Raw genomic sequence first — 26,761 nt, forward strand, 5'->3', positions numbered from 1 at the left:
CTGTCGCCGACCGGACAGGTCTCCAGCGCCGCGGGCAGATCGAAAGACTGCCCCGGCGCACCTTTGCGTTTACGCTCAGCCCGAGGAACTCCGCGCGAACGAAAGCCGGTCGACTGACGATGAGCAAGAACACGGAGCCGTCTGCCCGCACCGTCATGCACACACCACGATTCTGGTTGACACCATTGATAGTGGTCACCCTGTTGATGTCTGCGCTGGCAGCGTTGTACATGGGCGGAATACTCGACCCCAAGAAACACCTGGACCAGTTCCCGATCGCCCTGGTCAACCAGGACGAGGGCGACACCCTCCCCGGTGGCGACCCCGCCGACCGCAAGAACTTCGGAAACGACATCGTCGCCGGCCTCGAAAGCGGAATCGACCACCAGAAGATCGACCTGCAGCAGATCGGTATCGCCGAAGCCCAATCGCGGTTGAACTCCGGCACGCTGTACGGCGCGATCGTGATTCCCAGTGATTTCACGAAGAGGACGATCATCCTGGCGGAGGCCAGCGTCGTCGCCGGTGAAGTAGAGCAACCGATCATCACGATCTACACCAATCCTCGCGCCGGTTCCGTCTCGGCATCGCTGGTCCAGTCGATCGGAACCACAGCCCTCGCCTCGGTCAACAAGAACATGGGCGAGCAACTCACCGCCCTTGTCACCGCGCAGTTGGAAGCGGGAGGCACCGGAACCCAGATCTCCGGAGCGAGCCGCCTGCTGCTCGAAAACCCGGTGAACGTACTCACGGTTGCCCACGATCCGCTTCCCGACGGAACCGGATTCGGTTTGGTGGCATTCTATTTCGCGCTGCTGTTGGTCCTTGCGGGATTCACCGGAGCAACCGTGGTCAATTCCTTGGTGGACGGCATGCTCGGATACGCGCCTACCGAATTCGGTCCACTCTTCGTTCAGAACGACGTTGTGGGTATCAACAGGTTTCGAACGCTGCTCGTCAAATGGGCATTCATGATCGTGTTGTCCGGCATAGTCTCCGCGTTGTTCCAGTGGATCAGTCGCGCCCTCGGAATGCCGGTCACTCACGGGCTTGCATTGTGGGAGTACGGCGCGCTGGTCATCACAGCGGTGGGCATCACGGTGATGTCGGTGATGGCCGCGTTCGGCTCGTTGGGCATGTTGATCAACCTGTTCGTGTTCGTCATTCTCGCGCTGCCCTCGTCCGGTGGCACCATCCCCCTCGAAGCCAGCCCCAGGTTGTATGCCTGGCTGGCGCAATTCGAGCCGATGCACCAGATCTACATGGGCACGCGATCGATCCTGTTCTTCGGCGCACGCGGTGAGGCAGGCCTGCTGCATGCCGTCTGGATGACGTTGGTGGGTCTACTGATCGGCGTCGTACTCGGCATCGTGACCACCCGTTTCTACGACCGCAAGGGCTACGAGCGCACCCATCGCCGCAAGGTGGCGTGACATGGTACCCAGCCGGGATTTGATCGAAACCTGTTGAGCCGATTCAATGTGATTGCGCGTTTCGGGAATCTTCGAGCCCCTTCCGCACGTTGTACAACTATGGCTAATTACAAAACAGTCAATCCCGCGACAGGTGAAACCGTCAGGGAATTCGATACTTTGGATGACGCCGGAGTTGAAGCCGCACTTGCGAACACGCATCGCGGCTACTTGACCTGGCGCAACAGTGCGCCACAGCAGCGTGCGGCAGTCCTGAGCAAGACCGCCGAACTGTACACAGAGCGCGCAGACGAACTGGCCCGAATGATCTCCTTGGAGATGGGTAAGCCGGTCCGCGAGGCCAAGGGCGAAGTACAACTCTCGGCCGCGATCTATCAGTGGTATGCAGACCACGGTCCGGCACTGCTCGAGGAAGAACGACTCGACGTTCCCGGGGCCGAGGAGTCGGTTGTGTACCGGCGACCGATCGGCGCTCTCATCGGCGTCATGCCGTGGAACTTCCCGTACTACCAAGTCGCCCGCTTCGCGGCACCGAATCTGATGCTCGGTAACACGATCATTCTCAAGCACGCATCGAACTGTCCGCAGTCGGCGCTGCTGATGGAAGAGATTCTGCGACAAGCCGGATTGCCGGACGACGCCTACGTCAACGTCTTCGCGACCAACGAGCAGATCGCGGACATGATCGCCGATCCCCGAGTTCAAGGTGTGTCACTGACCGGCAGCGAACGCGCCGGAACCAGCGTCGCCGAAACTGCCGGACGCAATCTCAAGAAGGTCGTCCTCGAACTCGGCGGATCAGACGTGTTCATCGTCCTCGATTCCGACGACATGGATGCCACCGTCAAGTCCGCAACCAAGGCACGTCTGTCCAATGCCGGCCAGGCCTGCAACGCGGGGAAGCGTTTCATCGTCACCGAAGATTTCTACGACGACTTCACCGACAAGTTGGCGACGTCCTTCGAATCCGTCACTGCCGGTGACCCGTTGGACGAATCCACAGTCTTGGGTCCGCTCTCTTCGCAGGGCGCGGCAGACACTCTGATCGAGCAGATCGACGACGCTGTGTCCAAGGGTGCCACGCTGCTGACCGGTGGAAAGAAGATCGACGGCCCGGGCGCCTACGTTCAACCGACATTGCTCGCAGACGTGACACCGGACATGCGGGCCTACAGCGAAGAACTGTTCGGACCTGCCGGAGTCGTCTACAAGGTCAAGTCGGCCAGCGAGGCTGTGGAACTTGCCAATTCGTCGGTCTACGGTCTGAGCGGATCCGTCTGGAGCAGCGATCTCGATTCCGCCCGGTCGGTCGCTGCAGATCTCGACGTGGGAATGGCGTTCGTCAACGAGCACGGAACGACGTTGCCCGGTCTGCCCTTCGGCGGAGTCAAGCGCTCCGGAGTCGGCCGCGAGCTGGGTCCGTGGGGAATGGACGAGTTCGTCAACAAGAAGCTGCTCCGCGTCTCGAAGAAGTAGCTCGACACAGAAGTAGCTCGACACAGAAGTAGCTCGGCGCAAAGGAAGGCCCTGACCTCGATGGAGGTCGGGGCCTTTCCTCACAACCCACGGACCAGCAAGCGGGTCCGCTGCCTGGTCACTCGCTTGCCAGAGTGACACTCCCACGAGTGAGGCTCCACCCGAACCTCGTCGCGATGACAGCTGACAGCCAGCCCATCAGCGCACCCACCAGTGGAGCAGCGACGGCGGTGTAGATCGCCTCGTTGGAAACACCAACCGACACGGCGGAGTCACCGACGAAGGCGAAATCGGTTCGGGAGGCGAAGGAGGCCCACTCGATCAGGCCGGAGACAACAATAATCAGGAACCCCAGCAGGAAGCCGAAGCCGGCCAGCAGAACGTGAAGTGCGCGCATCCGGTCAGTCTGCCTGTAACACCCACCCAGATAAAACCGACCTGCTGGTATGACACTTTCACGAATCGCTCGAACTACCGTAATCGCCGCTGCCCTCTGCGCGAGTGCAGCCATCTGTTCCGCGACTTCAGCGTCCGCGGACGTAGTCGACGTCACGATCCTTCCGGGTCTCAGCAGCGGGTCGACGACGCCGTACGGAGCGGGCTGCACGTATCTGGTGGTTGCCAGGACAGCAGCGTTGAACGAGCCGAACGTCTCGATTGTCGACATGAACCGAGCGTCGACCATGTTCCCGCAGGAACTGATCTGGGACACCGTCAATCCCTACTTCACCTTGCCGGTCGTACTCGGCCACGCCGTCACGCTGTGGACTCCGACTGCACCGGGCGAACACTCTCTGATGGCCTACCAGACGTCCGCGGGCGGGCCGGTCACAACGGTCGATGTCAATCCGGCGACACCGATCGGTCCGGGGTGCGTCGTCGCACCCTGATCCGCTAGCCCTCCAAGAAGTCGACGAGCACCCGGTTGACTTCATCGGCGGGAACCATCGGAATGCTGTGATGCGAAGAAGCTTTCAGCACCTCGACACGCGCTGCGGGAACCCTCTCCCGCACTGACTTCGACACGATTTCCGCATCATGCACCCGTCCGTCTTGTGCGAGGACCACCAGCAACTCGACATCCAGTGCGCTCAAGGCCTCCGTCGACGGACGTCGAGGCACTACGAGATCGGGTCGCGGTAGATCCGAAGTGCCCACTTCCACAAGAGACAGCCAGTCGGAGTCGATACTCAACTCGCCTGTCTCCCATTCCAACAGTCGCCGTCGGCGTGCTCGCGACGGGGAGAGCAACAGCGGAAGCGCACGCAGAAGGTAGCCCGCCTTCATGCCGGAGAAACTCGAATTAGGGTCGAGCAGAACAAGTTTGCCGAGACGATCAGGTCGATGCAGCGCAAAGGCCAACGCAATCATCGCGCCGTAGGAATGTCCGATCACATCGACGGTGTCGACCCCGGTGCAATCGACTATCGAGTCCATCCACTCGATCAGATCGTCGACGGACTTCATCCGATCACCATTCGGAATGCTGAGTCCGGCATCACCCAGCGTGTCGACGGCAAAACACGCCGGGATTTCGACAGCGCCCCAACGTTGTCGAACCACACCGTCGAAGTGGCACCTCCCCCGGGCAGAAGGAGCAACGGCCGCGAGTCTGCAGGTCCACAGACGTTCACGTGAGTGCTACCGAACCGCCCCGCGAGATCCACACCCAGCGGTTTCTGCGGCCATTTGGTCAGTACAGCGTCGTATGCGCGATTGAAGTCCATCCCCCACCCCCATTTCTCTCGATTATCGAGATAGTAGACAATCAAGAGACAACACACCAGGGCTGGAGGCATCCTTGAGCGTCGGCGATGCAGAAGACGAAGCGATGGCGATCGTCCACTCGCTTCGCGCACTTACCGTCGACTTGAACGTGGCGGTTTCCGGCTTTGCGAACAAGTACAAAATGCACTCCACCGACGTGCGCGCGTTGATCTGCCTTCTCGATGCCGAGCGCTCGGACGCACCGGCGACACCAGGCTGGCTCGGCGCACAGCTGGGTATCAACTCGGCGTCGGTGACCGCGCTCGTCGACCGGATGGTCAAAGCGGGCCACGTAGCTCGGGAGCGAGACTCAGCAGACCGCAGGCGGGTGCTCTTGCAGGTCACACCATCGGCGGTCACTCTGGGCGAGAGTTACTTCGGCCCACTCATTTCACGGGCGGTGAGCACCCTCGGCAATTTTACCGCCACAGAGCGAGCCACCATCGCGAGTTTCATCGCCGCGATGCGAGCGGACGTGGAGCGGACTCGAGTCGATAGGGAGCCCTCCCGGTGACTCGCATACTTCCCGCGGGAGAACGCGCATTGCTCGTGGACTTCGATTCCGAAGCTGGCGTTCTAGCGTTCACCGAAGCACTGACGCGTAACACCCCGGTCGGGGTCGAAGACTTCCTCCCCGCAGCTCGCACGGTCCTGGTCACGTGCACCCCGGCGGCAGATCTCACGTACGTCCGGAAGCGCTTGAACGATCTCGAGCAGACCGATTCTGCCGCGACCACAGACGAGCATTTCGAGACGGATGCACTCACCATCGCCGTCAGGTACGACGGGCCCGACCTCGACGACGTCGCACAGTCACTTGGTATGAGCCGATCCGAGGTGGTTGCGGCCCACACCGGGGCAATGTGGCGTTGCGCCTTCATCGGATTCGCACCCGGCTTCGCCTACCTGACTTCAGGCGACACTCGGCTCGACGTTCCGCGTCGAACGCAATCACGAACCGCTGTGCCTGCCGGTTCCGTCGCCCTGGCCGCTGGATACAGCGCGGTCTACCCGCGTGCATCACCGGGTGGCTGGCAGATCATCGGGAGCACCGATGCCGTGATGTGGGATCTGAACGCCACACCACCGGCCACCGTTCAGCCCGGCAGACGCGTGCGCTTCGTGAACGAGGAACAACGATGAACGGTCTGGAGATACTCGACACCGGGCCGCTGAGCCTGATCCAGGACCTCGGACGGATAGGTCATCTTCGCTCGGGTGTCGGGGTTTCCGGTGCGGCAGACAGTCGATCTCTCAGGCTTGGCAATCGGCTCGTCGGCAACAACGAGGGCGCAGCCGGTGTCGAGGTCCTCCTGGGTGGGCTGAGTCTTCGGGCGCAGCAACCGACAACGATCGCGTTCACCGGTGCGCCTGCACAGGCCTACCGCGACGGCATTCCGGTCGGGCATTCGAGCGTGATCGATCTGCGGGCTGGGCAGACCGTCCGCCTGGACTACGCACCGAGTGGACTGCGGACGTATCTGACCGTCCGAGGCGGCATTGTGGTTCCCGAGATCCTGGGATCGCGCAGCACCGACACGATGTCCGGGATCGGTCCGGCGCCTCTCGAGCCTGGTGTTTTTCTCCCGATCGGGCCATCGCCGACCACGTTCTCAGCCGTCGACCTCGCACCGGTGCCGCCGATGGCAAACGAGACTCTCGCCATTCGAGTGGTGTTCGGTCCTCGCGCAGATCGATTCACCAACCCCGAAACACTCCTCCAGGGCCGATGGGCGATCTCGACCGACTCGGACCGAATCGGCGCACGCGTCGATCGCGTCGGCGCCGACGAACTACTTCGAAGAACAGACGACACCGAACTGCCCACCGAAGGCGTGGCACTCGGATCGATCCAGGTCCCACCCAGCGGCCAACCTGTCGTGTTCCTCGCCGATCACCCCATCACCGGCGGCTATCCGGTGGTGGGAGTGGTCGCGGACGCAGATATCGACCGACTCGGCCAAGCCCGCCCGGGTCAACACATCCGGTTCGTCAGGGCCTGAGCACGCCGAGCGATAGCGTGTCGGACCCAGCCGTCACACTGATGTCGTGCGAGTTGTCCTGGTCCCCGGTAGTACGACGTCCACGGGAGCTGTGACGGCAACTGTCCTACGGACCGATCCCGCTGGAACGCCGCTCGCCGATCCCGTCGAATACCCCGACCTGATCGCAGCGGTACGCACCATCGAGGAAGCCGAGCACCCGCGGTGGGTGTGGCCGAGTACGGCGACCGTGTACCCACCTCTACTGCGGGCAGGCGTACGGGTTCAGCGGTGCCACGACATCTCCCTGACCCGCGCGATACTCGGAATGCGCGCCGGCAAACCGTCACCGCCCGCCGAGGAGTTCGACGACGATCGACTCGGACTCTTCGACACTGCACCCGTTCTCGATCCCCTCGCCGTCGTCACCGAATTCGCCGAGCAGCGCGCAACCATCGGCGCGGACGCTCGACTGGACTTGTTGATCGCAGCAGAATCGGCCGGCGCTCTCAGCGCCGCCGAGATGACGCACACGGGCCTTCCGTTCTCGACGCAGAAGCATCGCGAACTCCTCGAAGAACGGCTGGGGCCGCGGCCGACGGGATACGACCTCCCCGCTCGTATGCAGGAACTTGCCGCACAGATCAGTGAGGTCTTCGGGCGCACCGTCAATCCTTCGTCTTCGGTGGAGATCACCGAGGCGTTCGGTCGTCAGGGCATCGAACTTCCGTCGACGCGCAAGTGGTTTCTGCAGGAGATCGATCATCCGGCTGTGCCGCTACTCCTTCGTCATCGCGAACTCGCCAAGCTGTACAGCACCAACGGGTGGCAGTGGATGGACAGTTGGGTGCGGGGAGATCGATTCCGTCCGATCTACGTTCCTGGTGGTGTCGTGTCCGGCAGGTGGGCGAGTCGAGGCGGCGGGGCCCTCCAGATTCCGAAGACCATGCGCTCGAGCGTCGTCGCCGATCCGGGCCACGTGTTCGTCGTCGCCGACGCCGGTCAGCTCGAGCCCCGAATTCTGGCCGCCATGTCCGGCGACCGCCGCATGATGGCCGCCGCCGGGGACGACGACCTGTACGCACTTGTCGGTGCCGAAGCCTTCGGCGGTGATCGCGCCAAAGCCAAGGTCGCAATCCTCGGAGTCCTGTACGGGGCGACGGCGGGTGAAGCCAAAGCACTGCTCGTCTTGTTGCGGAAGCGATTCCCGGTCGCCGTCGAGTACGTCGAGCAAGCTGCCAAGGCAGGTGAGCGCGGCGAGGTGGTGAAGTCACTGCTCGGCCGGGCCTGTCCCCCACCGTCTCCCGACTTCTACTCCCACGGCGACGCTCACGCCCGCGGTCGTTTCACGCGCAACTTCGTCGTGCAGGCCACTGCGTCCGAGTGGGCGCTGTGCCTCCTGGCCGACCTCAGGCGCCGCCTCGCCGAAGACCCGGACGGCGAGTTGGTCTTCTTCCAGCACGACGAGGTAGTCGTGCATACCCGAAATCCCGAGTCAGGTACCGCCCACGTGCTGGCCGCCGCGGCTTCGGCAACTCGATTGTTGTTCGGCGACACAGTCGTCCGTTTTCCCATGGACGTCGCAGCCCGCGAGACATACGGCAAAGGCACTTCGTAGCGTCGTCAATTCCACGCCAAGTGGTTCCACCGCGCCCGTATTGCGTGTTCTACTGGAAAATGTTGCTTTGTTGGTGCTGGTCGACTGCGTTCGAGGAGAACCATGACCAAGCTGGACACAACTGACGCAGAACGGAACGAGCGCGGAGCCGTGAAGCGCCTTCGCGTGCCGATCTTCACCGTGATCGCCCTTGCGATCTTCGCCTTCTTCGCAGGCGGATTCGGCGGTTCTTTCCAGGGCAAACTCGCCGAGGTTCAAAAGAACGACAACGCCTCGTACCTCCCGAGTTCCGCCGAATCGACAATCGTCAGCAACCAATCCGCGAACTTCCTCGCAGTCGAGACGATCCCTGGATTTGTTCTGTTCCATAGAGATTCGGCCCTCACCGAGGCGGACAAATCTGCAATCAACTCGGCCTACGGCGCCATTGCCGGCGTCGCCGGGGTAGACGCCGACGGTATGCAGCCCACTCAGTACTCCGCCGACGGCACAACTGCGTCGATCTTCGTGCCACTCGTCGCCAAGGACGGAGACACATCCGTGGCAGGCGATGTCCTGGCGACCACCGAGCAGAACGTCATCGACGCAGCAAAACAAGCAGCTGGTGATGTCGAGGTACTCCCAGCCGGGCCAGGTGGGCTACTCGTTGCGTTCATCGACGCCTTTGCCGGTCTGGACGGAGCGCTCCTTGGCGCGGCACTCCTGGTCGTGATCCTCATCCTGCTTGTCGTGTACCGATCGCCGGTGTTGTGGTTCTTCCCGCTGTTCTCCGCGCTCCTCGCCATCGGTTTGTCGTCGATGGTGATCTATTTTCTCGCGAAAGCCGAATTACTCACTCTGACCGGACAATCTCAAGGCATCCTTTTCGTGTTGGTGATCGGTGCCGGTACCGACTACGCCCTACTCTTGATCTCTCGCTATCGCGAAGAATTGCACACGTATCCCAACCGCTTCGACGCGATGATCAAGGCCTGGCGCGAGTCTGCGCCGGCCATCACCGCTTCGGCTGTCACCGTGATTCTCGGTCTGCTTTGCCTGACGTTCTCTCAACTCAACTCCAACAAGAGCCTCGGACCCGTCGCCGCCATCGGGATCGCCTGCACCTACCTGGTGATGATGACGTTCATGCCGGTCGCTCTGGCCGCCACCGGACGGTGGGTCTTCTGGCCGCGCAAGCCCAAGGTCGATCACGCCGCAGACCTTACGACGCACGGGATGTGGGGCAAGATCGCCGAGGCCGTCGGTAGCAAGGACCGCCCACTGTGGATCGGCGCCACAGTGTTGTTGATCATCCTGTTCGCGGCCGGGATCGGCAGTCTCGAAACCGATGGCCTGACATCCACCGAAAGCTTCACCAATCGTCCCGACGCAGTTGTCGGACAAGAACTCTACGACTCGAAGTTCGATCCCGGAGCCGGCGCACCGGCCGTGATCACCGCAAACGCCGACCAGGCCGACGCCGTCATCAAAGCAGCCAGCGGCGTCGAAGGTATCTCGCAGGATCCCGGCGCCGTCTGCACCCAGGTGGACGTCGCAAAGGTCAGCGATTTGATCAAGACCAACCCCGCTGCCGTCGCACAAGCCGCCGCTGCGGGTTGCGCCCCTGCGGCTTTCACCGTTGCACCGATCGACGGCCGAACCATGATCAATGCAACCCTCGCCGACTCCTACGATTCGCCGGAGGCACTCGAAACTGTCAAGCGACTGCGGACTGCCGTCCACGACGTGCCCGGCGCCGACGCGCTCGTCGGCGGCAGCACGGCCACCACCCTTGATGTCCAGGCGGCCTCGGTCCGCGACAGAAACCTGATCATCCCGATCGTGCTGGTGGTGATCTTCCTGGTTCTGGCCGCTTTGCTCCGTGCTCTGCTGATCCCGGTGATTCTCATTGTCACCGTGGTGCTTTCCTTCGCGGCGACCCTCGGTGTGAGCGGATTCTTCTTCACACACGTATTCGGGTTCGCCGGGGCGGATCAATCGTTCCCGCTGTTCGCCTTCGTCTTCCTCGTCGCGCTGGGTATCGACTACAACATCTTCCTGATGACCAGAGTCCGGGAGGAGACCGGAGAATTCGGCACCCGCGCAGGTGTACTGCGCGGTCTTGCGGTGACGGGCGGTGTGATCACGTCAGCCGGAATCGTCTTGGCCGCAACATTTGCCGTACTGGGCATCCTGCCACTGGTCTTCCTCGCCGAGATCGGATTTGCCGTGGCCTTCGGCGTGCTGCTCGATACGATCATCGTGCGCAGCGTCCTGGTGCCGGCACTCTCTCACGACATCGGGAAACGTATTTGGTGGCCGTCCGAACTGGCGCGCGCGAAAGACTGACCGACTACAGAAACGCTTCCTTGGTCCACAGATGAAAGAGCGCGTAGGCTCGCCAGGGTCGCCAGCGCTCGGACAACGCTGCGGCTTCTTTGGCCGTCGAGACCCCCAGCGCACGTTTCAACACCAGATCATCGGGCACGAATGCGTCGCGATCACCGAGAATCCGGACGGTGAGATAGTCAGCGGTCCACGGTCCGATCCCCTTTAGCGCCAACAGCTCTCGCCGAAATTGGACAGGATCCGCATTCCAGGAGAGGTCGAGGCCGTTCGCTGCCGCAGTTGCCAGCGTGTGCACTGTTCTTGCGCGCGCTGTGGTCAATCCGACGGCTTTCTGTATGCCCTCGGTTGATTGCGCTGCAACCATGTCCGGATCAGGGAAGGCAAGAAAATCCCCTTGCACCGGCGCTCCGAATGCGCTGACAAAACGACCACCGAACGTCCTCGCCGCGCCGAGCGAAACCTGTTGTCCCAGAACGGTGAGCACTGCGGTCTCGAACCCGTCCACCGAACCGAGCACACGCAATCCTGGACGGGCGGCAACAAGTGGGGCCAACAACTCATCACTACCGAACGCCGCTTCGACAGCAGTGTGATCGGCGTCGAGGTCGAGCCAACGGCGCACGATCACCTCCAGCACTGCGGAATCCGTTACCGGCACATCGGAATCCACGACGACACCGTCGTCGGTCCACGACACCGACACGACAACGGGTCCGGAAGGCAACGGTACGACTCTGGTGTGAACACCGTCGTCGTGACGCTCGAGGCCTGCGACGCAGTGAGCCCGCAGGGCACCGGTGAGCGGTTCGACTGCATAGGGCGCCTGAAAGCGCAGCGTCACTGCGCTCACCGGCCGGCTTCCAGATCCAGCAGAATCGCTTTCAGTTCGGGGCCACCCGCGTACTGCCCGAGGCTGCCGTCGCTGCGCACCACCCGGTGACACGGGACCACCAACGGCAGCGGGTTCTTTGCACATGCGGTCCCTACGGCACGCACCGCACGTGGGCTTCCCGACGCTGCCGCGACCACCGAATAGCTTGCAGTGTGGCCGTATTCGATCTCGGGAAGATGACGCAACACTTCGCGTCGAAACCCTTTCGCGAGTTGGAAATCCAAGCGCAGATCGAATTCTCGACGCGCACCGGCAAAGTACTCGTCCAACTCGCGAGCGACAGTGTCCAGCCTGCGCGGGTAATGAAGCACACGAGGGCTGACGGTGTCCGCCAATCGTTCCAGAACGAGGTCGTGCCCTTCGACGGCAAAGGCAACCCGCACCAGGCCGACATCAGTTGCCGCCAGCAGCAGCTTTCCGACCGGCGAATCGACGGTTCGATATGCCACGTCGATCAATTCGGCTTCGGACGCCTGCGCAGCCAGGCGCGCCCGTAGGCGGATCATGGCGTCGGCGTCAACGGCTGGAAGTGCCTCGAACACATCGTTACTCATGAGTGACTCCCTTCCGCAGCGGTAGCGGACAAGTAGGTTCTTCGTAGGGTGGCGATACCGTCGGCACCCGCGCGTCTGGCGGCTGCCGGCGTGTTGCCGAGGATGTCCGCGATCTCTGCGTACGGCAGCCCGCCCAGAAAGTGATAGGCGACCGCCGCACGTTGTTTGAGTGGTAGTTGTTCGAGTGCGTCCCAGAGTTCGTGATCCCACGTGCCCGGCACGCCGATTCGCGTCGGCAATTCCGGAACGTCGTCTGTCGGCACGGCCACGCGGGCACGCACTCGGGTGATGTCGATCGCCTTGCGGTGCGCGATGGTGACCAGCCAGGCTTCGATGTTCGCGTCCGGGTTCAGATCCGGGTATGCCCGCATCGCCGCGATGAACGTCTCGGACCACGCGTCCTCGGCGTCGACGGGCCCGACCACCGCGCGGCAGACACGGAGGACCACTGCACCGTATTCGGTCACGACGTCTTCGAACGGTTTGAGTCTCACGATCGGTAGACGTTCCCGATCACCGAATTGTGAGCCGAGCGCATCAGAAGAGGACATCCGATTCGCCGCCGTGCTCGCGGTCGAGCAGGAACCGCTTACGTTCGAGGCCGCCGGCGAAACCGGTCAGACTTCCGTCGCTACCGACCACGCGATGACAGGGAACGATGATGCTGATCGGATTCTTGCCGTTTGCCGCGGCGGCAGCACGGATCGCAAGCGGGTTACCCAAAGTTTGCGCGAGCTCCATGTAGGTCCAGGTTTCGCCGTACGGGATCGTTCGCAAGGTATCCCACACCCGCTTCTGGAACTCGGTACCCACGGGCGCCAGCGGCACCGAGAACTCCGTGCGATCACCCTCGAAGTACTCGGTGAGCTGCGATTCGACTTCACCGAAGACCGCCGAGGAACGATCACCGAACGTGGACTCGTCCGGCTTGTGGCGATGCTCCGCCATGTACAGACCGCAGAGGTCGTCACCTGCTGCTACCAGCGTCAACGCTCCGATCGGCGAGTCGATCACAGTGTGCGTACGGATAGCCGTCATGTCTCGATCCTTCCAGGTTGCGCGGTGCGGCAGACAGCGGGTGAATTGATTGTCCGCGCCGGCACCGACACCTCGAAAACGCCGCGGGCCTCGTGAATGTGAGATTTACCTGTACTTTGACGTCACATCAGGCAGTATCGAGGGATGGCTCTAGTTTTGCCCGGCAGCTCCACCGTTGTCCGCTCCGTCGGCGACGTGGTGCACTGGTCCCTGTCCACGGTCGCATTTGCGGTCACCCTGCCCACTCGACTCGAGGCGCTCCTCTTCTCGGTCGAGAGGTTGGTGGCGCGCATCAACCAGATCGCCGACAACGCCGACCGCGTCGTCATCGGAGCCGCCGCCGTGACCGTTCGCGCTGAGACACTGGTCGAGGCCGTCGAGCAGACGTCGGACATCGCGGGTCAACTCCTCGAGATCTACGAGCCCATCGCCCTACAGCTCGCGCCGCTGGCCGCCAGGTTCGCCGACGACCTTTCCGAGGCAGAGGTCAGCGCCGCGATCAAGCTGATCGACCAACTACCGGAGCTCACCGACCGGGTGGCCGCGGTGTTGCCCATCCTCGGAACCTTGGACTCCGTCTCGCCCGAGATCCACGAACTCCTCGGAGTGGTCAAGGACCTGCGGCAGGCGATCGTCGGGGTGCCCGGCTTTCACTTCTTTCGCAAGCGGGGCGAAGCCAAGCTGGATTGAAATTTCAGGCGGAGTAGCCGTTGGTCCCGGCCCGCGCCATGACGACCTTCGGAACGACCGCTCGAGACGAGAGCTTGAGCAGACCGTCCACCAACTCCACGATGTCGTCGACCTTGATCATGGTGTCCGGTGTGATCCGATCGTGTGTCCATGCCGACATGTCGGTGTCGACGTAACCGGGAGCGATGGCCGTCGCACTGACGCCGTTTCCGGATTCCTCGGCGTTGAGTGCCTCGACCATCGAAATCAGCGCAGCTTTGGTGGCTCCGTAGACGGCCAGGCCGCTCTCGGCATACACACCGGCCATCGAGGCGAGAGCGATCACCTTCGCTCCGCCGGCAAGGTCCGCGTCCGCCGCTGTACGCAGGAGCGGCAGCGACGCTTGCAATAGTGCAAACGGTGTTCGGAGATTGACGGCAACGGTCTTGTCGAAACGTCGCATCGGGTAATCCGCTACTCGCCCACTGGTTCCCACTCCGGCGTTGAGGACGAGAGCCCTCATGGAGCCGAATCGCTCATTGTGTGTGGCGACGAGTGCTGCGGCGAAGTTCTCGTCCGCCATGTCGCCGGCCGAGACGACGACGTCCGGCGATCCGGCGCGGGTAAGTTCTTCGGCGACAACGGCGAGCCGCTCGGTATCACGCGCCGTGATGGTCAGCCCGTACCCTTGCGAAGCCAAGCGTGTTGCGATGCCGAGCCCGATTCCCTTGGAGGCGCCGGTGACCAGTGCTGATCGAGTCATTCGAATTTCCCTTGCAGTGCGTTGAGTCCGGCCGAGATCAGTTCCGGCACAGAAGATCCAGCCTTGTCGAATCCCCCGCCGACGGTGGCTCCTGCTCGGAATCGGTGATCGATGCCCTGCGCCACGACGGCGAGTTTGAAGAACCCGAGCGCCATGTAGAAGTTCCAATGCGCCAGTTCACGACCCGAAACGGACGAATACCGTTGCGCCAGATCGACAACGGACGGTAGCGACGGGCTCGTCCACGCAGCAGGCTCACCCAGAACCAGATCCAGCGCGGGATGCCGATAGACGCACATCATCGCGATGTCCGCCAGCGGATCTCCCAGCGTCGACAGTTCCCAGTCCACCACTGCGGCAACCTTGGTGACGTCGTTCGCCGCGAGAATCGTGTTGTCGATCCGGTAGTCGCCGTGCACGATCGACGAGGCTGATTCCGCCGGAATCAATTCCGCGAGGCTCGACGCCAACCTGTCCACGTCGGCCGAGTCCTCGGTCTTGACGCGTGACCATTGACCGGCCCACAACTTCACCTGGCGGGCTACGTAACCGTCGGGTCTGCCGAGTTCGCCGAGACCCACTGCGGTGTAGTCGACGTCGTGCAGTGCAGCGAGAACACGCACCAACTCGTCGGTGCACTGCGTGACCTGCGCTGCCGGAACAGCTTCCAACTCGGTTTTGGTTCGGATCACTTGACCGGTGACGAACTCGACCACCGTGAACGACGCACCCATCACCGAGGCGTCCTCGCACAGCACGACGGTCGGCGCGACCGGCACGGCGGTGTTCTGCAACGCCGAGGTGATTCGGAACTCGCGCGCAACATCGTGCGCCGACGGCGTGAGGCCGGCCGTGGGTGGACGACGGAGAATCCACTTCGAGTTGTCGTCGAAGATACCGTAGGTGAGATTGGATTTGCCGCCTGAAATCAGTTCGGCTCGCAACTCACCGCTCACCTCGACGCCAGCGGCTTGCAGATACTTGTGGAGCGCCGCGAGATCGAGTCCTGGAAAGTCCGTCACTTCGACTCCTCGCGAGCAGCGCGCTTCGCAGCTCCGACAACACGTTTCGCAATTGCCCAGCGATGAACCTCGGACGGGCCGTCGTAGACGCGGAAGGGACGCACTTCGCGGGACAAGCGTGCCAGCGGCAGATCGCCGGACACGCCCATTCCGCCACACATCTGAATGGAGCGGTCCACGATCCGGAAGATCGCCTCGGCAGCGTAGGTCTTGGCGATGGACGTCGCGTTGCTCGCGTGCCCGCCCTGATCGAGTTCGAAGCAGGCCTGCACCAGAAGTGCGCGGCTGGCTGCGATGTCGATCTCGTTGTCGGCGACCATCTTCTGGATCATTCCGAGATCACCGAGTTTCGAGCCGAAGCCTTCTCGTTCGGCAACTCTGGCCACGGCGACGTCGTGGCCGCGGCGCGCTGCACCGAGCCAGCGCATCACGTGCGTCATGCGGGCGGGACCGAGGCGAACCTGCGCGTAGGCGAAACCTTGATCGACCTCACCGAGAACGGCCTCGTCGGGTACGAAGAGATCCTCGAACGTGACCTCGCAGTGCCCACCGATCATGGCCTTGTCGAGGGTGTCGATGTGTCGACCCACTACCAGGCCGGGAGTGTCCGTCGGCGCCAAGAACATGGTCGCTCCGCCGCGCTGCCCGGGCTCGCCGGACGTGCGCGCCATGATGATGAAGAACCCGGCGCCGTCGGCGCCGGTGATGAACCATTTCTTACCGTTGATCTTCCAGCCACCGGGGACTTTTTCGGCGCGGGTGTTCAAAGCCGAGGGATCGGATCCCGCTCCGGGCGCGGGTTCGGTCATGGCGAATGCCGACCGCATGTCCCCGCTTGCGAGCGGCGCGAGGAACTGCTGCTTCTGTGCTTCGTTCGCCACGTGGGCCAGCATGTGAACGTTGCCCTCGTCCGGCGCCGCGATGTTGAGCGCCGTCGGCCCGAATAGCGAGTAGCCGGCTTCCTCGAAGACCGGCGCGCGATCACTCATGTTGAGTCCGTGGCCGCCGTACTCGATCGGTGCATGCGGGGCGAAGACACCGGCTTCTTTTGCTGCCGACTGCATCTCGATGCGGATGGCATCGCCACCCGCTACAGCGATGTCACCGGCGTGTTCGTCTTCGATGGGGAGCACTACGTTGCGCGTGAAGTCGCGCGTCTTCTCGATCAGCGCCACCACCTCGGGCGCGTACGTCAGATCGATTGCCACCAGCCACCTCCGAAAGAACATCCCGACCGAGCGATCGCTCGGTAACAGCACTCTCGCACATGCCGATGCGCCGGGTCAACAATCTTCGAGCATCGCCTCGCCCTGATCGAGCCGGCCGGCAACCACCATGTCGCGGTACAGATCGTCCTTGTCCATGAGCTCGTCATGGTTGCCGATGTTGCGGATCCGACCGTCTTCCATGACCACGATCCAGTCGGCGTCACGCACCGTCGAGAGCCGGTGAGCGATAGTCACCACGGCCCCGGTGCGCGCACGTTCGTTGATCGCGTCGACAATCGCGGCTTCGGTGAGCGTGTCGACCTGGGCAGTGGCTTCGTCGAGCAGAAGCAAAGCACTCGGCCGCAGAACTGCGCGCGCCATCGCGATCCGCTGACGTTGGCCGCCCGACAGCGAGGTGGCCGTCAGAGCGGTGTCGAGTCCGTTGGGCAGGGCCTCGATCGCGTCGTCGAGCCGGAGCAAGCGCAGAACGGCCTGGACTTCTTCGTCCGTCGCATCGGGATGGCTGAAGACGACGTTCTCCCGAATCGTTCCGGGCACCACCGGTGTCTCCTGCTCCACGTACGCGAGACTCTCGCGCACAGCGCGGTGATCGAGCGCGTCGTAACCGACTCCATGCAGGAGAACCTCACCCGATCGAGGTTCGACAAATCGCAGCACGGTCGAGAGCAAGGTCGTCTTTCCTGCACCCGACGGGCCGACGATGGCCATGTGCCCACGCGTCGGAATGACCAGCGAGACATCGCGCAACGCCGGCTGGTTCGATCCGTGGTAGCTCACGGTGACGTCGCGCAACTCGATCAGCGGCGCGGCAGCGTTGGTTTTCGCGACCACGTCCACGACCTCGTCGTACTGCTCGGTGGGCAACGACTGCATCTCGCGAATCCGGATAGCTGCCGCGATTCCCGACTGAACGGAGGTCACGTTCTGCGCAAGCTCCGACACCGGCCCCATCAGGGTGAAGGCGTAGAGCAGAAACGCGATGAGCGTCGAGACTGCCATTTCGCCGTCGGCGACTCGCCACGCACCAAAGCCGAGGATGGCAATGATCGATCCTTGAATGGCGGTCCACGCGACAGTCCACGCGGTTGCCGACACTCGAACTGCCGTGATCGCATGCTTTTTCGCATCGGACGCATTGTTCGTCACCAGAGCGCCGACGCGATCCTCGGCGAGGGAAACTTTGACCGTCCGGATCGCACGCAAGCCACCCTCGAGTACGCCGCCGAGCTGACCGAGCGATTCCTGGGTTCGCGCTTCGGCTGCGGAAATCCGAGGCATCAGAACGGCAAAGAGTATGGAGGCGAACACGATTGCCACCATGGTGACGCCCAACAACGGCAGATCCAGTACGCCCATCAGAACAATCGTTCCGATGGTCAACGCGGCTGCGTTCAGAATATTCACCGCGGCCGACGACGCAGCCTCCCGCAGCAGCAAGGTGTCAGACGTGACCCGGGTGACCAATTCACCCACGGATCGCGATTGCAGCGAAGGTACGGTCGCCGCCAGGAATCGCTTCACCAGCGACGACCTGGCGTCGAAGACAACCTTCTCGGCGGCGGTTCCGAGAACGATCCACTGAGCACAACCGAGCACGGCACCGACGATCAGAAGGACGACGAGCGTGAGGATAGGTCCTTTCAGCGACGCACCGGTATCGAGGGTGTCGAGAACCCACTTGGTGACCATGGGCGTTGCCAGCGTCGCCGCGGAGCCGCACAGCGCCAGTACCAATCCGAGAAGGAGCGACGGCAGATGCGGTCGAGCGAACTCCGAGAGGACGCGGAGATTGCTCCATTTCGGTGCGGGCTGAGAAGCGTCGGATTCAAGCATGAATTTATGGAACACGAATGTTCCATAAAGGGCAAGAGAAATTCCGATTCGGAAACACTGGATACCGAAACCGGACACGGCTACGCTTCGGATTCGTGACAACGATCCACAGCGCACCAGAACAAAGCGCGACCCGCGAGCGCACACGGAAGGCCATCCTCGATGCTGCCGTTTCGGTGTTCGCATCCAAGCCTGCTGCGACCCTCAGCGAGATCGCTTCGGCCGCAAAGGTCGGCCGGACCACTTTGCACCGCTACTTTCCCGAACGGTCAGACCTGGTCGACGCAGTCGCGGCCGAGGCCACCCGCGCCGTCGGAGAGGCAGCAGCAGCAGCTCGACTCGGCGAGGGTACCGGAGCCGAAGCACTGGTTCGCCTGTGCCATGAATACTTCGAACTGGCCGACCTCTTGACGGTCCTGTTCTTCACTCCCGTTGTGTATCAAGAAGATTCGTTTGCCGAGTCCGCGTCGAACGACGACTCAGTCACCGATGCAATCGAGCGCGGACACTCCGACGGTTCCATCGACCCCGACATGGGTTCGGACTGGGTGCAGAACCTGCTGTGGTCACTGCTCTACACGTCGATGGACTACGTGAACCGCGGTTCCGGGACGCGACTACAAGCCTTGGATCTGACGGTTCGCAGCCTCCGCCGCGGAATCGCCCCCGATCCCGCGGTCTAGGTTGTCGGCTGCTTGAACAGCGGCACGCCGTTTGGTCACGCCTAGTTTGCGGTAGATCGAGCGAATGTGAGTCTTCACAGTGGGATAGGCGATGCCGAGGTGCGCAGCGATCTCGTCTGCAGTCATCGTAGTTCGCAGAAAAGTGAGGATCTCTTTCTCACGTTCCGTCAGGACTCCGGCGAGCTTGGCAGAGAGCTGGCCCCGTTTTTCCAGAATCGTGCGTAGGAGCTCCTGGTGTCTCGACCCCTGTGTTGCGTGCGCGTTCAACAGATCGACGATTACCGGATCGCCGCTCAGAAATGGGGCGAGAATCCGCTCGGGGATTGCTTCCGCCAGCGCACGATCCAACTGCTCGTGCGCCTGCGGTCCACGCCCGGCGACGGAGCTCAGGGCGGCAGACGTGACAAGGGTGCTCACCAGCGCATATCGCGGCAGCGCGGCCGAGGTTGCCAAGCGAAGCGCTTGAGCCGACGGTTCCGGATCCCCCATGACTCGGTAGAGCTCCGCGAGAAGCGCGTGAGCGACCGCAGCACCTGTTCTGGTCAGCGTGGGCATTGCGATGCGGCGAGCTTGCTCGTCCTGTCCTTGAGCGTGGGCGAGCCAGGCCGTGGTGACGCGCCGCAGCGTATCCCAAGGAATGCCGTGCTTGTCCGCAGTGCTCACGCCTCGCAGCAGACGAGCGGCGTTGTGGTACCGGTCTTCCCGGTTCAGAGCGATCAGGCTCATCACCAGGTACAGACGGGCGAGCGCCTCGAAGTTGGTTCCGGGACTGCCCTCCACGATGATCGAGTCGAACTGAGCGATCGCCTCCTCGAAGTCGCCACGCCAGTAAGCGATGCACCCCCGATTCGACTGTGGGAGACCACCTTCGAAGCGTTCCCAATCGGACGCCACATCTCGCGCAGGAAGGCCGTCGAGGATCTGTTCGGCTTCGGTGAATGCTCCCGCGTGGGTCAGCGCAAAGGCCAAGTTGGACTGTGCAAGACGCAATGTCTCCGTGCGCGACTGCAACTGCGCCTCGTCACCGGCGGAGCGAAGTAGCGCGATGGCACGAGGAAGGTCACGACGAAGCCTGACCTCGGTCCATCCGAGGAGGAAAAGCGCGGACGGGTAATCGTCCTCGGGCTCGCACTGGGCGAGCGCGTGACGCGCGCGATCGGCGATGACGGCCTTGGTCGAGGTGTCCGGAGCGAGCAGCAGGTCGGTGAAGCAGACGACAAAATCGTCGGACGCCACCCGCAGACCCTGCCCGCGGAGAAACTCAGCGCCGTACGGATCACCGCTGAGATCGCGGCAGCACGCTCGTATCAGCAGGATGTGCGGATCGTGGGGATCGGGATGAGCAAGGCAGAGCTGCTCGAGTTCCCTGGTGTGAGATTCGAGAATCAAACGAAGCCAGTTTTTCCGCAGGACTCGTCGAGCCTGCTCCGCCTCACCAGAGGCGAGTGCGTCACGCACGGCTTCGATCATGTGTCGAAGATACTCGAGACGTTCGATGTCCGTGGAAATCCGGTCTCATCCGCTTCGGATTAGGCCGCGATCGAAGCCCGCCGATACCGGTGAGAATTGCCGGAATCAACCGAAATGCGTGAGTCAGCGGAATACCGTGTGCGCAGGCCTTACACGAAACGGATAAGACACATGAGCTTCTGGGAAAGCCTCGGCTGGATGCTGTGGGCGACCGTCTTCATCGGATATCTCTTCGCGCTGTTCGCGATCATCGCCGACCTGTTCCGCGACCACAAGCTCAGCGGTTGGTTGAAGGCCGTTTGGGTGTTCTTCCTGCTCTTCCTACCGATCCTGACCGCCCTCGTCTATCTCGTCGCCCGCGGCGAAGGGATGACGGAACGCAGCAACAAGGCCGCACGCGACGCCGAGAAGGCCGCCGAATCGTATATCCGCGAGGTCGCGGGGAAGAGCCCCAGCGAGGAGATCGCCGCAGCCGCAGCACTGCTCGAAGCCGGAGCGATCAGCGAGGACGAGTTCGCCGCACTCAAGCTGAAGGTCCTCTCGTGAGTGCCGCGCGTTTCGGCCCCGTCGACTTCTACCTTCTCGGCCTGCCTGGGCAGAGCCTCGACCCGGCCGCGCTCTCCGCACTGACCGACCTTACGGATACCGGCCTGGTGCGGCTGCTCGATCTGATCGTCATCTCCAAGTCCGAGGACGATGAACTCACCCTCATCGAAGTCGAGGAGTTGCCGAACGGCTTCGAGATCAACGTCGAGATGCTCGGCGCGTCCGGTCTGCTCGGGCATGAGGACATCACCGAACTCGCGGCAGCCATTCCCACCGGCGCTGCAGCGCTGCTGGTCGCGCTCGAGCTGGTCTATCAGCGCGAACTCGCCGCCCGCACCGCTGCGTCAGGCGCGGTGCTACTGGGTTACGAGCGGATACCCGCACCCGTCGTCAATGCCCTCATGGACACGATCATCCCGAAATTGGAGGTCTGACATGCCGTACATCCCGAGACGAGGCCGCCCCGGACTGCTGGGCCTCGCCGCCCGCACCGCGGTCGTCACCGGTACCGCGACCGCCGTCAGCGACGGTATGGCCACCCGCCGGCAAAGGAGAGCTCAGGCCGACTACGAGCAGGCGCAGTACGAATTCGCCCAGCAGCATACCGCACTCCCGATGCCCACACCCGCACCCGCGGCCCCGGTCGATCTCGTCGCCGAGTTGCAGAAACTCGGCGACCTCAAATCACAAGGCCTGCTGAGTGACGCCGAGTTCCAAGCCGCGAAAGCACGACTGCTGGGCTGATTCACCCCGACGGGCCATGGATTACCGCGCCCGCTTCCGTACCCCGACACCGATTGGAACCCACTATGTCCACGATCGCCGTCAACGTCCTGAACTTCAATCGGGCAGAGTCCGATCTCATGTTCGCTCGCCTGGCCGCGGGCGTCGGCCTGGGCACGTGGAACCACACTCGTGATCTCGGGTCACTCGACAACCAGCCGATCATCCGCCAGAACCGCGACACTCTGTACAGCAGCGCGATCATCGACGTGCGCGAGAACGTCACCATCACGGTGCCCGATACCGGCGAGCGCTACATCTCCGTGTGGGTGGTCAGTCAAGATCACTTCGGTCCCGTCATCCTGCGCGACCCGGGAGAGCACCTGCTCACGCGTGAATTGGTCGGGACCGACTACGCCGCACTGATCGTGCGCATCCTCGTCGATCCGAACAGCCCCGAAGACGTCGCCGAGGTGAACCGGTTGCAAGACGCCCTCAACATCGACGGCGGCGGAACGGGAGAGTTCCCGTTGCCCGACTACGACGAGCAATCGCAGACCGAGACCCGCGACGCACTCCTCGCACTCGCGCGTGGCATCACCACGTACGACCATTCATTCGGTACCGCTGCGGAAGTCGATCCGATCAGGCACCTGCTCGGTACCGCATCCGGCTGGGGTGGCCTTCCCGAGTACGAGGCCACCTACGTCAACTTCGACGAACGTCTCCCGGTCGGGGAATACCGTCTCCGCCTGAACGATGTTCCCGTGGATGCGTTCTGGTCGGTCTCGCTGTACAACGCGGCCGGATACTTCGAAGAGAACGCTCTGGGCGTCAACAGCATCAACAGCCTCACGGCCACCCCAGACTCCGACGGCAGCACCACCATTCGCTTCGGGGTCCATCTCGACGGCGTCGCGAACGCACTGCCCATCATGCCCGGGTGGAACTACGTACTGCGCCTGTACCGCCCCCGTCCCTCCGTGCTCGACGGCACCTGGACGGCGCCTCGTCCCGAAGCCCTGCAGCAAAGCGTTCCCCACGCACACACCACTCTCGGGTGACTCGACCTGATCACGGAGGTACAAGCCATGCGTCTGTTATTTCAGCTCATTTCGCAATGTGTTCTCGGCGCGATAGCGCTGATCGTCGTGCATTTTGCTCTTCCCGGGGTCAGCCTGAGCGTGAACGGCTTCTTGGCCGCTATCGGTGTATTCACCCTCGCACACATGATCCTCGGCCCATTCGTGCTCAGCGTGGCACTGCACTACGCGGCTCCGCTCGCGGGTGGTGTCGGCTTGGTCGCCACACTGCTCGCGCTCTGGGTTGCGACCCTGGTCCCCGACGGTATCGAGATCAGCGGCGTCGGGTCCTGGATCCTCGCCCCGATCATCGTGTGGGTGATCACGGCATTGGGCGGGTGGATCTTCATGGCTCTCGTCATCGACAAGTGGATCAAGAGACGCAATGCCGAAAAGCTCGTGCGCAGTGTGCAGAAGGCATGAATGATCAGTTCGGAAACGGAACCCACAAGGAGTCAGCCATGCCAACTCACCCGCTCGATCGCCGCGTTCTCCTGAAGACCGCTCCGAACTTCCGGGACCTCGGTGGCATTCCTGTTGCAGACGGCACCGTCCGCGCGGGCGCGCTCTATCGTTCGGCGACTCTGGCGAAACTCGACGGCGACGACCTTGCCGCGGTCGCCGACTTGGACGTGCGGACGGTATACGACCTGAGGACCGCCGCCGAGCGCGACGGCGCACTCGACAATCTCCCTGACTCGACGCGCACAGTCTGGCTCGACGTACTTGCCGACAATGCCCAAAACGCCGCGGCCACTGGACTACTCATGACGGACCCGGTCGCATACGCCGAGACCATCAGCGACGGACGTGGGATCGCACAGATGGAGGAAGCCAACCGCAACTTCGTCAGCCTGCCGTCCGCTCTCGACGCCTATCGCACGTTCTACCTCGACCTCATCGACGAAAAACGCTCCGGGGCAGCACTTTTCCACTGCACCACCGGCAAGGATCGAACCGGGTGGGCCGCGACCTCTTTCCTACTCCTCCTCGGGGCCGACGAAGCCGATGTACGCGCCGACTACCTGGAGACGAACACCGATCTGGCTCCCATGACAGAACCGATCCTCGACTTCGCCGCGAGCAAAGGCGTTGACGCAGAAGTGCTACGACCCCTCCTCGGAGTCCGTGACAGCTATTTCGACGCAGCTCTCGACGAAATGCGCACGCACTTCGGCACCGTCGAGGACTACGCAATCAACGGACTGAAGCTCACCGCAGAGCAACTCACCGCGCTCCGCGAGCGGTTCACATCCAGGTCGGGAGTCATCAGCGCGAAGTGATCGGAGCCCTTACCGAACAGGCATTTTCGCCCTCTCCCCGCTTTTTCTGGTGATTGTCCGCCCGGGTGACCACGACGACGGCGAGGATCCCCACCGCCAAGCCGAGCGCGGTGAACGCAGTGAACGATTCTCCGAACATCAACGCGCCCCAGACCGCGGTGACGGGGGCGATCAAGAACATCAAGGTGTTGACGGACGTGATGCCGATGCGACGGAGCAGTAACCAGTACAGCCCGTAACCACCGAACGTGGACAGCACGACTAACCAGAGCAATGCGATCCAGAATGTGTTGACGCTTGGTGGTACGGCGACACCTGAGGCCACCGCCAGTGTCGTGAAAACTATTGCGCTGGTAGAGCAGTGGATGGCCAAAGCCTGCAGTGGCGGTGTAGACGTGGGAGCGCGTTGTTGGACGAAGGTGGATGCAACCAGGCTGAGCATCCCCAGGAACGGAATCGCGTACGCCCACCACGGCGCCGATGTACCGGCCCCGGCATCGGCTGCCGTGACCATCACGACGCCGCCCATTCCGATCGCCAACCCGACCCACTGCATACGCGGGACTGCGACACCGAGGACCGGACCGAGCAGCGCGGCAGCCACCAGCGGCTGAATACCGTCGATCAGCGCAGTTGTTCCGGTGTTCACGCCGAGATCGACTGCCCAGTACATCGACAACAGGTAGCCACTCTGGGAGAGCATCCCGATCACCACCTGCCTGCCGAGAGCCCGTGGTGTCGGCATCGTGTTCTGGCGCCGGGCGGAGAACCAGACAATCGGGAGCAGTACCACCGCGAGCGGGAGAAAACGCCACATCAGCAGCGTGGGGACCCCGGCACTGCCGGCGCCTAGTTTGGCTCCGATGAATCCCGAACTCCAGCACGCGACGAACAGGACCGACAAGGTAGCCGTCACGGCAGATCTCGAGGTCACGATCCGAGGTATACCGATCTGTTTACTCATGAGCCCGACTATACAGATCGGTATACTTTTGTCCATGGCAGAGGAATCCACACCCGAATTGACTCCGAAAGCGCGTCGCATTCTGGAGTCTGCGTCGAAGCTGTTCTACGAAAAGGGGATTCATGCCGTAGGCGTGGATACCGTCGCACTGGACGCCGGCGTCACGAAGAAGACTTTGTACGAACGGTTCGGCTCGAAAGACGGTCTCGTCGTTGAATACCTGAGGGCTCGAGATCGGCGGTGGCGAATCTTTCGCGACGAGAAGCTCGCATCAGCCGGAGCTAGCCGCGCCGAACAGTTGAGTGCGGTATTCGACGCTTCCGCCTCCTGGTCCAAGGCGAGCGGAGGCAAAGGGTGCAGCATGATCAACGCGCACGCCGAGTTCAGCGATCACTCACATCCGGTGTTCGCTGTCATCGCCGAACAAAAGCGGGAGATGTCAGACCTTTTCCGGCGCATTCTGGCGACGGACGGACTAGCCGACGAACGTCTCGTCGAGGCAATCATGCTGCTTCACGAAGGTGCCCTCGTCGCAGACGGGATCGGTATCGGCACCGACCCCTTCGATGCCGGCCGGAACGCAGCGCTCGAATTGTTGAAAAATTCAGACTGATTCGCGCCGTTGCGTCAACAGATCACTCCCCCACCCGCTTCGCCCCCACAGTCACTCCCCCACCCGCTTCGCCCCCACAGTCACTCCCCCACCCGCTTCGCCCCCACCATGCGCCTCGCTATCTCCAAATACCTCTCCACCAACTCGTCCGGAGACAACTCACCGTCCGGTCGGTACCAGACCGCGACGGCGACGCACATCGTCACCACGGCTCGGCTGGCGTCCTCGGGATGGTCGGCTTCGAACACGCCCGAGGCGACGCCGTCGAGGACGATCCGGTCCACCTGCTTCTGCTGTTCGTCGCGCTGGGCGATGTAACCAGCCCGGCTGTCGGGCTCCATGCTGCGGATCTCCGAGGAGGCGACGAACGACTGCTCGCGCCGAAACATGTGGAACCGCAACAGAGATTCGATCACCGCGTCGAAGCGATCGGAGGGATCGTCCCCGGCATCGAGTTCGGCGGCGCGGCTTCGCTCCAACAACTCCGTCATCACAACGGTCGCCAGACCGATCAGCAGAGCCTGCTTGGACGGGTAGTGGTGGTAGAGCCCCGGCACCGACAGCCCGGACCGCGACGCGACGTCACGGATCGAAGTCCCGTGATAGCCCTGCTCGACGAACGCCTCCAACGCCGCAGCGAGCGGTTTCGGTAGTCCCAGGTCTTCGTAATCGCGCCAGGACCCGCGTACCGGAAGCTCGTTCGTCATACCGATACCGTAGATCGCTCTTGCGCCGCCGCCGAACACGTCGGAGCCATTGGTTAGAGTCGGTGTTCACCGAAAGACAGGGACCA

At 62.7% G+C, this 26,761-nt stretch carries 30 protein-coding genes; 17 read left to right on the forward strand and 13 right to left on the reverse strand.

Features of this window, described 5'->3' with window-relative positions; genetic code table 11:
- The first annotated feature begins 119 nt into the window (after positions 1-119).
- On the forward strand, positions 120-1,433 hold the full coding sequence (locus tag QRN54_RS13330) for a YhgE/Pip domain-containing protein (protein ID WP_285182125.1): 1,314 nt from the start codon (positions 120-122) through the stop codon (positions 1,431-1,433).
- 99 nt (positions 1,434-1,532) lie between these two features.
- Positions 1,533-2,909, forward strand: a complete 1,377-nt coding sequence (locus QRN54_RS13335) for an NAD-dependent succinate-semialdehyde dehydrogenase (protein WP_285182126.1) — start codon at positions 1,533-1,535, stop codon at positions 2,907-2,909.
- A 118-nt stretch (positions 2,910-3,027) separates the two neighbouring features.
- Here QRN54_RS13335 and QRN54_RS13340 read toward each other — a convergent pair whose 3' ends face one another.
- The gene (locus tag QRN54_RS13340; protein ID WP_054188399.1) at positions 3,028-3,306 is read right to left on the reverse strand and encodes a hypothetical protein; all 279 of its coding nucleotides are present in this window, start codon (positions 3,304-3,306) and stop codon (positions 3,028-3,030) included.
- A gap of 49 nt (positions 3,307-3,355) precedes the next feature.
- Between QRN54_RS13340 and QRN54_RS13345 the strand changes: the two genes are divergently transcribed.
- Complete coding sequence (locus tag QRN54_RS13345) at positions 3,356-3,799, forward strand: hypothetical protein (RefSeq protein ID WP_217017889.1); 444 nt, start codon at positions 3,356-3,358, stop codon at positions 3,797-3,799.
- Positions 3,800-3,803: 4 nt separating this feature from the next.
- Here the strand turns inward: QRN54_RS13345 and QRN54_RS13350 are convergent, their stop codons facing one another.
- Positions 3,804-4,472 carry an alpha/beta fold hydrolase gene (locus tag QRN54_RS13350; protein WP_285182127.1) on the reverse strand — a complete coding sequence of 223 codons (669 nt, stop codon included), beginning with the start codon at positions 4,470-4,472 and terminating at the stop codon, positions 3,804-3,806.
- 238 nt (positions 4,473-4,710) lie between these two features.
- Between QRN54_RS13350 and QRN54_RS13355 the strand changes: the two genes are divergently transcribed.
- From QRN54_RS13355 to QRN54_RS13375, 5 genes are all read left to right on the forward strand, one after another.
- On the forward strand, positions 4,711-5,190 hold the full coding sequence (locus tag QRN54_RS13355) for a MarR family winged helix-turn-helix transcriptional regulator (protein ID WP_054188402.1): 480 nt from the start codon (positions 4,711-4,713) through the stop codon (positions 5,188-5,190).
- Complete coding sequence (locus QRN54_RS13360) at positions 5,187-5,819, forward strand: 5-oxoprolinase subunit B family protein (RefSeq protein ID WP_003940006.1); 633 nt, start codon at positions 5,187-5,189, stop codon at positions 5,817-5,819. Before QRN54_RS13355 ends, QRN54_RS13360 begins: the two co-directional genes overlap by 4 nt.
- A complete protein-coding gene (locus QRN54_RS13365) occupies positions 5,816-6,679 on the forward strand; it encodes a 5-oxoprolinase subunit C family protein (protein ID WP_042448604.1) in 864 nt (287 codons plus the stop codon). Before QRN54_RS13360 ends, QRN54_RS13365 begins: the two co-directional genes overlap by 4 nt.
- Positions 6,680-6,725: 46 nt before the next feature.
- A complete protein-coding gene (locus QRN54_RS13370) occupies positions 6,726-8,276 on the forward strand; it encodes a bifunctional 3'-5' exonuclease/DNA polymerase (protein ID WP_050654595.1) in 1,551 nt (516 codons plus the stop codon).
- A 102-nt stretch (positions 8,277-8,378) separates the two neighbouring features.
- Positions 8,379-10,604, forward strand: a complete 2,226-nt coding sequence (locus QRN54_RS13375) for an MMPL family transporter (RefSeq protein ID WP_285182128.1) — start codon at positions 8,379-8,381, stop codon at positions 10,602-10,604.
- Positions 10,605-10,608: 4 nt separating this feature from the next.
- On the opposite strand, the gene QRN54_RS13380 is transcribed toward QRN54_RS13375, so the two are convergent.
- From QRN54_RS13380 to QRN54_RS13395, 4 genes are read right to left on the reverse strand one after another with little or no spacing between them, the layout of a single operon-like run.
- Positions 10,609-11,454: a DNA-3-methyladenine glycosylase family protein gene (locus tag QRN54_RS13380; protein WP_007729596.1), complete on the reverse strand. Its 846-nt coding sequence runs from the start codon at positions 11,452-11,454 to the stop codon at positions 10,609-10,611.
- Positions 11,451-12,050, reverse strand: a complete 600-nt coding sequence (locus tag QRN54_RS13385) for a methylated-DNA--[protein]-cysteine S-methyltransferase (RefSeq protein ID WP_007729599.1) — start codon at positions 12,048-12,050, stop codon at positions 11,451-11,453. The genes QRN54_RS13380 and QRN54_RS13385 overlap by 4 nt, the downstream gene beginning before the upstream one ends.
- Positions 12,047-12,601: an RNA polymerase sigma factor gene (locus tag QRN54_RS13390; protein WP_285182129.1), complete on the reverse strand. Its 555-nt coding sequence runs from the start codon at positions 12,599-12,601 to the stop codon at positions 12,047-12,049. Before QRN54_RS13390 ends, QRN54_RS13385 begins: the two co-directional genes overlap by 4 nt.
- Entirely contained in the window at positions 12,588-13,088 is a 501-nt protein-coding gene (locus QRN54_RS13395; RefSeq protein WP_003940613.1) for a methylated-DNA--[protein]-cysteine S-methyltransferase, read from the reverse strand. Before QRN54_RS13395 ends, QRN54_RS13390 begins: the two co-directional genes overlap by 14 nt.
- 144 nt (positions 13,089-13,232) lie before the next feature.
- Here QRN54_RS13395 and QRN54_RS13400 point away from each other — a divergent pair, with 144 nt between their 5' ends.
- Entirely contained in the window at positions 13,233-13,778 is a 546-nt protein-coding gene (locus QRN54_RS13400) for a hypothetical protein (RefSeq protein WP_007729604.1), read from the forward strand.
- Between the two features lie 4 nt (positions 13,779-13,782).
- Here the strand turns inward: QRN54_RS13400 and QRN54_RS13405 are convergent, their stop codons facing one another.
- From QRN54_RS13405 to QRN54_RS13420, 4 genes are all read right to left on the reverse strand, one after another.
- Positions 13,783-14,520, reverse strand: a complete 738-nt coding sequence (locus QRN54_RS13405) for an SDR family NAD(P)-dependent oxidoreductase (RefSeq protein ID WP_030537223.1) — start codon at positions 14,518-14,520, stop codon at positions 13,783-13,785.
- A complete protein-coding gene (locus tag QRN54_RS13410) occupies positions 14,517-15,542 on the reverse strand; it encodes a phosphotransferase family protein (RefSeq protein ID WP_007729609.1) in 1,026 nt (341 codons plus the stop codon). The genes QRN54_RS13405 and QRN54_RS13410 overlap by 4 nt, the downstream gene beginning before the upstream one ends.
- The gene (locus QRN54_RS13415; RefSeq protein WP_003940162.1) at positions 15,539-16,750 is read right to left on the reverse strand and encodes an acyl-CoA dehydrogenase family protein; all 1,212 of its coding nucleotides are present in this window, start codon (positions 16,748-16,750) and stop codon (positions 15,539-15,541) included. The genes QRN54_RS13410 and QRN54_RS13415 overlap by 4 nt, the downstream gene beginning before the upstream one ends.
- A gap of 75 nt (positions 16,751-16,825) precedes the next feature.
- Complete coding sequence (locus tag QRN54_RS13420) at positions 16,826-18,604, reverse strand: ABC transporter ATP-binding protein (protein ID WP_007729612.1); 1,779 nt, start codon at positions 18,602-18,604, stop codon at positions 16,826-16,828.
- 95 nt (positions 18,605-18,699) lie between these two features.
- Between QRN54_RS13420 and QRN54_RS13425 the strand changes: the two genes are divergently transcribed.
- Complete coding sequence (locus QRN54_RS13425; RefSeq protein ID WP_285182130.1) at positions 18,700-19,287, forward strand: TetR/AcrR family transcriptional regulator; 588 nt, start codon at positions 18,700-18,702, stop codon at positions 19,285-19,287.
- Here QRN54_RS13425 and QRN54_RS13430 read toward each other — a convergent pair.
- Positions 19,222-20,757 carry a helix-turn-helix transcriptional regulator gene (locus tag QRN54_RS13430; RefSeq protein WP_058226603.1) on the reverse strand — a complete coding sequence of 512 codons (1,536 nt, stop codon included), beginning with the start codon at positions 20,755-20,757 and terminating at the stop codon, positions 19,222-19,224. The two genes, QRN54_RS13425 and QRN54_RS13430, sit on opposite strands and share 66 nt — an antisense overlap.
- 171 nt (positions 20,758-20,928) lie before the next feature.
- On the opposite strand from QRN54_RS13430, the gene QRN54_RS13435 reads away from it, so the two are divergent.
- From QRN54_RS13435 to QRN54_RS13460, 6 genes are all read left to right on the forward strand, one after another.
- Positions 20,929-21,303, forward strand: coding sequence for a PLDc N-terminal domain-containing protein (locus QRN54_RS13435; protein WP_030537228.1), 375 nt, complete (start codon positions 20,929-20,931; stop codon positions 21,301-21,303).
- Positions 21,300-21,737 (forward strand): DUF6325 family protein, encoded by a 438-nt coding sequence (locus tag QRN54_RS13440; protein WP_007729624.1) that lies wholly within the window; start codon positions 21,300-21,302, stop codon positions 21,735-21,737. The genes QRN54_RS13435 and QRN54_RS13440 overlap by 4 nt, the downstream gene beginning before the upstream one ends.
- Position 21,738: 1 nt before the next feature.
- The gene (locus QRN54_RS13445; RefSeq protein WP_285182131.1) at positions 21,739-22,047 is read left to right on the forward strand and encodes an SHOCT domain-containing protein; all 309 of its coding nucleotides are present in this window, start codon (positions 21,739-21,741) and stop codon (positions 22,045-22,047) included.
- A 65-nt stretch (positions 22,048-22,112) separates the two neighbouring features.
- Positions 22,113-23,090 carry a DUF1214 domain-containing protein gene (locus QRN54_RS13450; protein ID WP_003940299.1) on the forward strand — a complete coding sequence of 326 codons (978 nt, stop codon included), beginning with the start codon at positions 22,113-22,115 and terminating at the stop codon, positions 23,088-23,090.
- Positions 23,091-23,117: 27 nt separating this feature from the next.
- Positions 23,118-23,531, forward strand: a complete 414-nt coding sequence (locus QRN54_RS13455) for a phage holin family protein (RefSeq protein WP_020970904.1) — start codon at positions 23,118-23,120, stop codon at positions 23,529-23,531.
- 38 nt (positions 23,532-23,569) lie between these two features.
- On the forward strand, positions 23,570-24,391 hold the full coding sequence (locus QRN54_RS13460) for a tyrosine-protein phosphatase (RefSeq protein ID WP_042448676.1): 822 nt from the start codon (positions 23,570-23,572) through the stop codon (positions 24,389-24,391).
- Here QRN54_RS13460 and QRN54_RS13465 read toward each other — a convergent pair.
- Positions 24,378-25,307 (reverse strand): DMT family transporter, encoded by a 930-nt coding sequence (locus tag QRN54_RS13465; protein WP_502944050.1) that lies wholly within the window; start codon positions 25,305-25,307, stop codon positions 24,378-24,380. The two genes, QRN54_RS13460 and QRN54_RS13465, sit on opposite strands and share 14 nt — an antisense overlap.
- An 82-nt stretch (positions 25,308-25,389) precedes the next feature.
- On the opposite strand from QRN54_RS13465, the gene QRN54_RS13470 reads away from it, so the two are divergent.
- The gene (locus QRN54_RS13470; protein ID WP_269610952.1) at positions 25,390-25,968 is read left to right on the forward strand and encodes a TetR/AcrR family transcriptional regulator; all 579 of its coding nucleotides are present in this window, start codon (positions 25,390-25,392) and stop codon (positions 25,966-25,968) included.
- A gap of 80 nt (positions 25,969-26,048) precedes the next feature.
- Here the strand turns inward: QRN54_RS13470 and QRN54_RS13475 are convergent, their stop codons facing one another.
- Positions 26,049-26,675 carry a TetR/AcrR family transcriptional regulator gene (locus tag QRN54_RS13475; protein WP_030536574.1) on the reverse strand — a complete coding sequence of 209 codons (627 nt, stop codon included), beginning with the start codon at positions 26,673-26,675 and terminating at the stop codon, positions 26,049-26,051.
- Positions 26,676-26,761 lie beyond the last annotated feature (86 nt).

The sequence above is a fragment of the Rhodococcus sp. MEB032 genome, from assembly GCF_030208925.1.
Taxonomy (GTDB): domain Bacteria; phylum Actinomycetota; class Actinomycetes; order Mycobacteriales; family Mycobacteriaceae; genus Rhodococcus_F; species Rhodococcus_F qingshengii.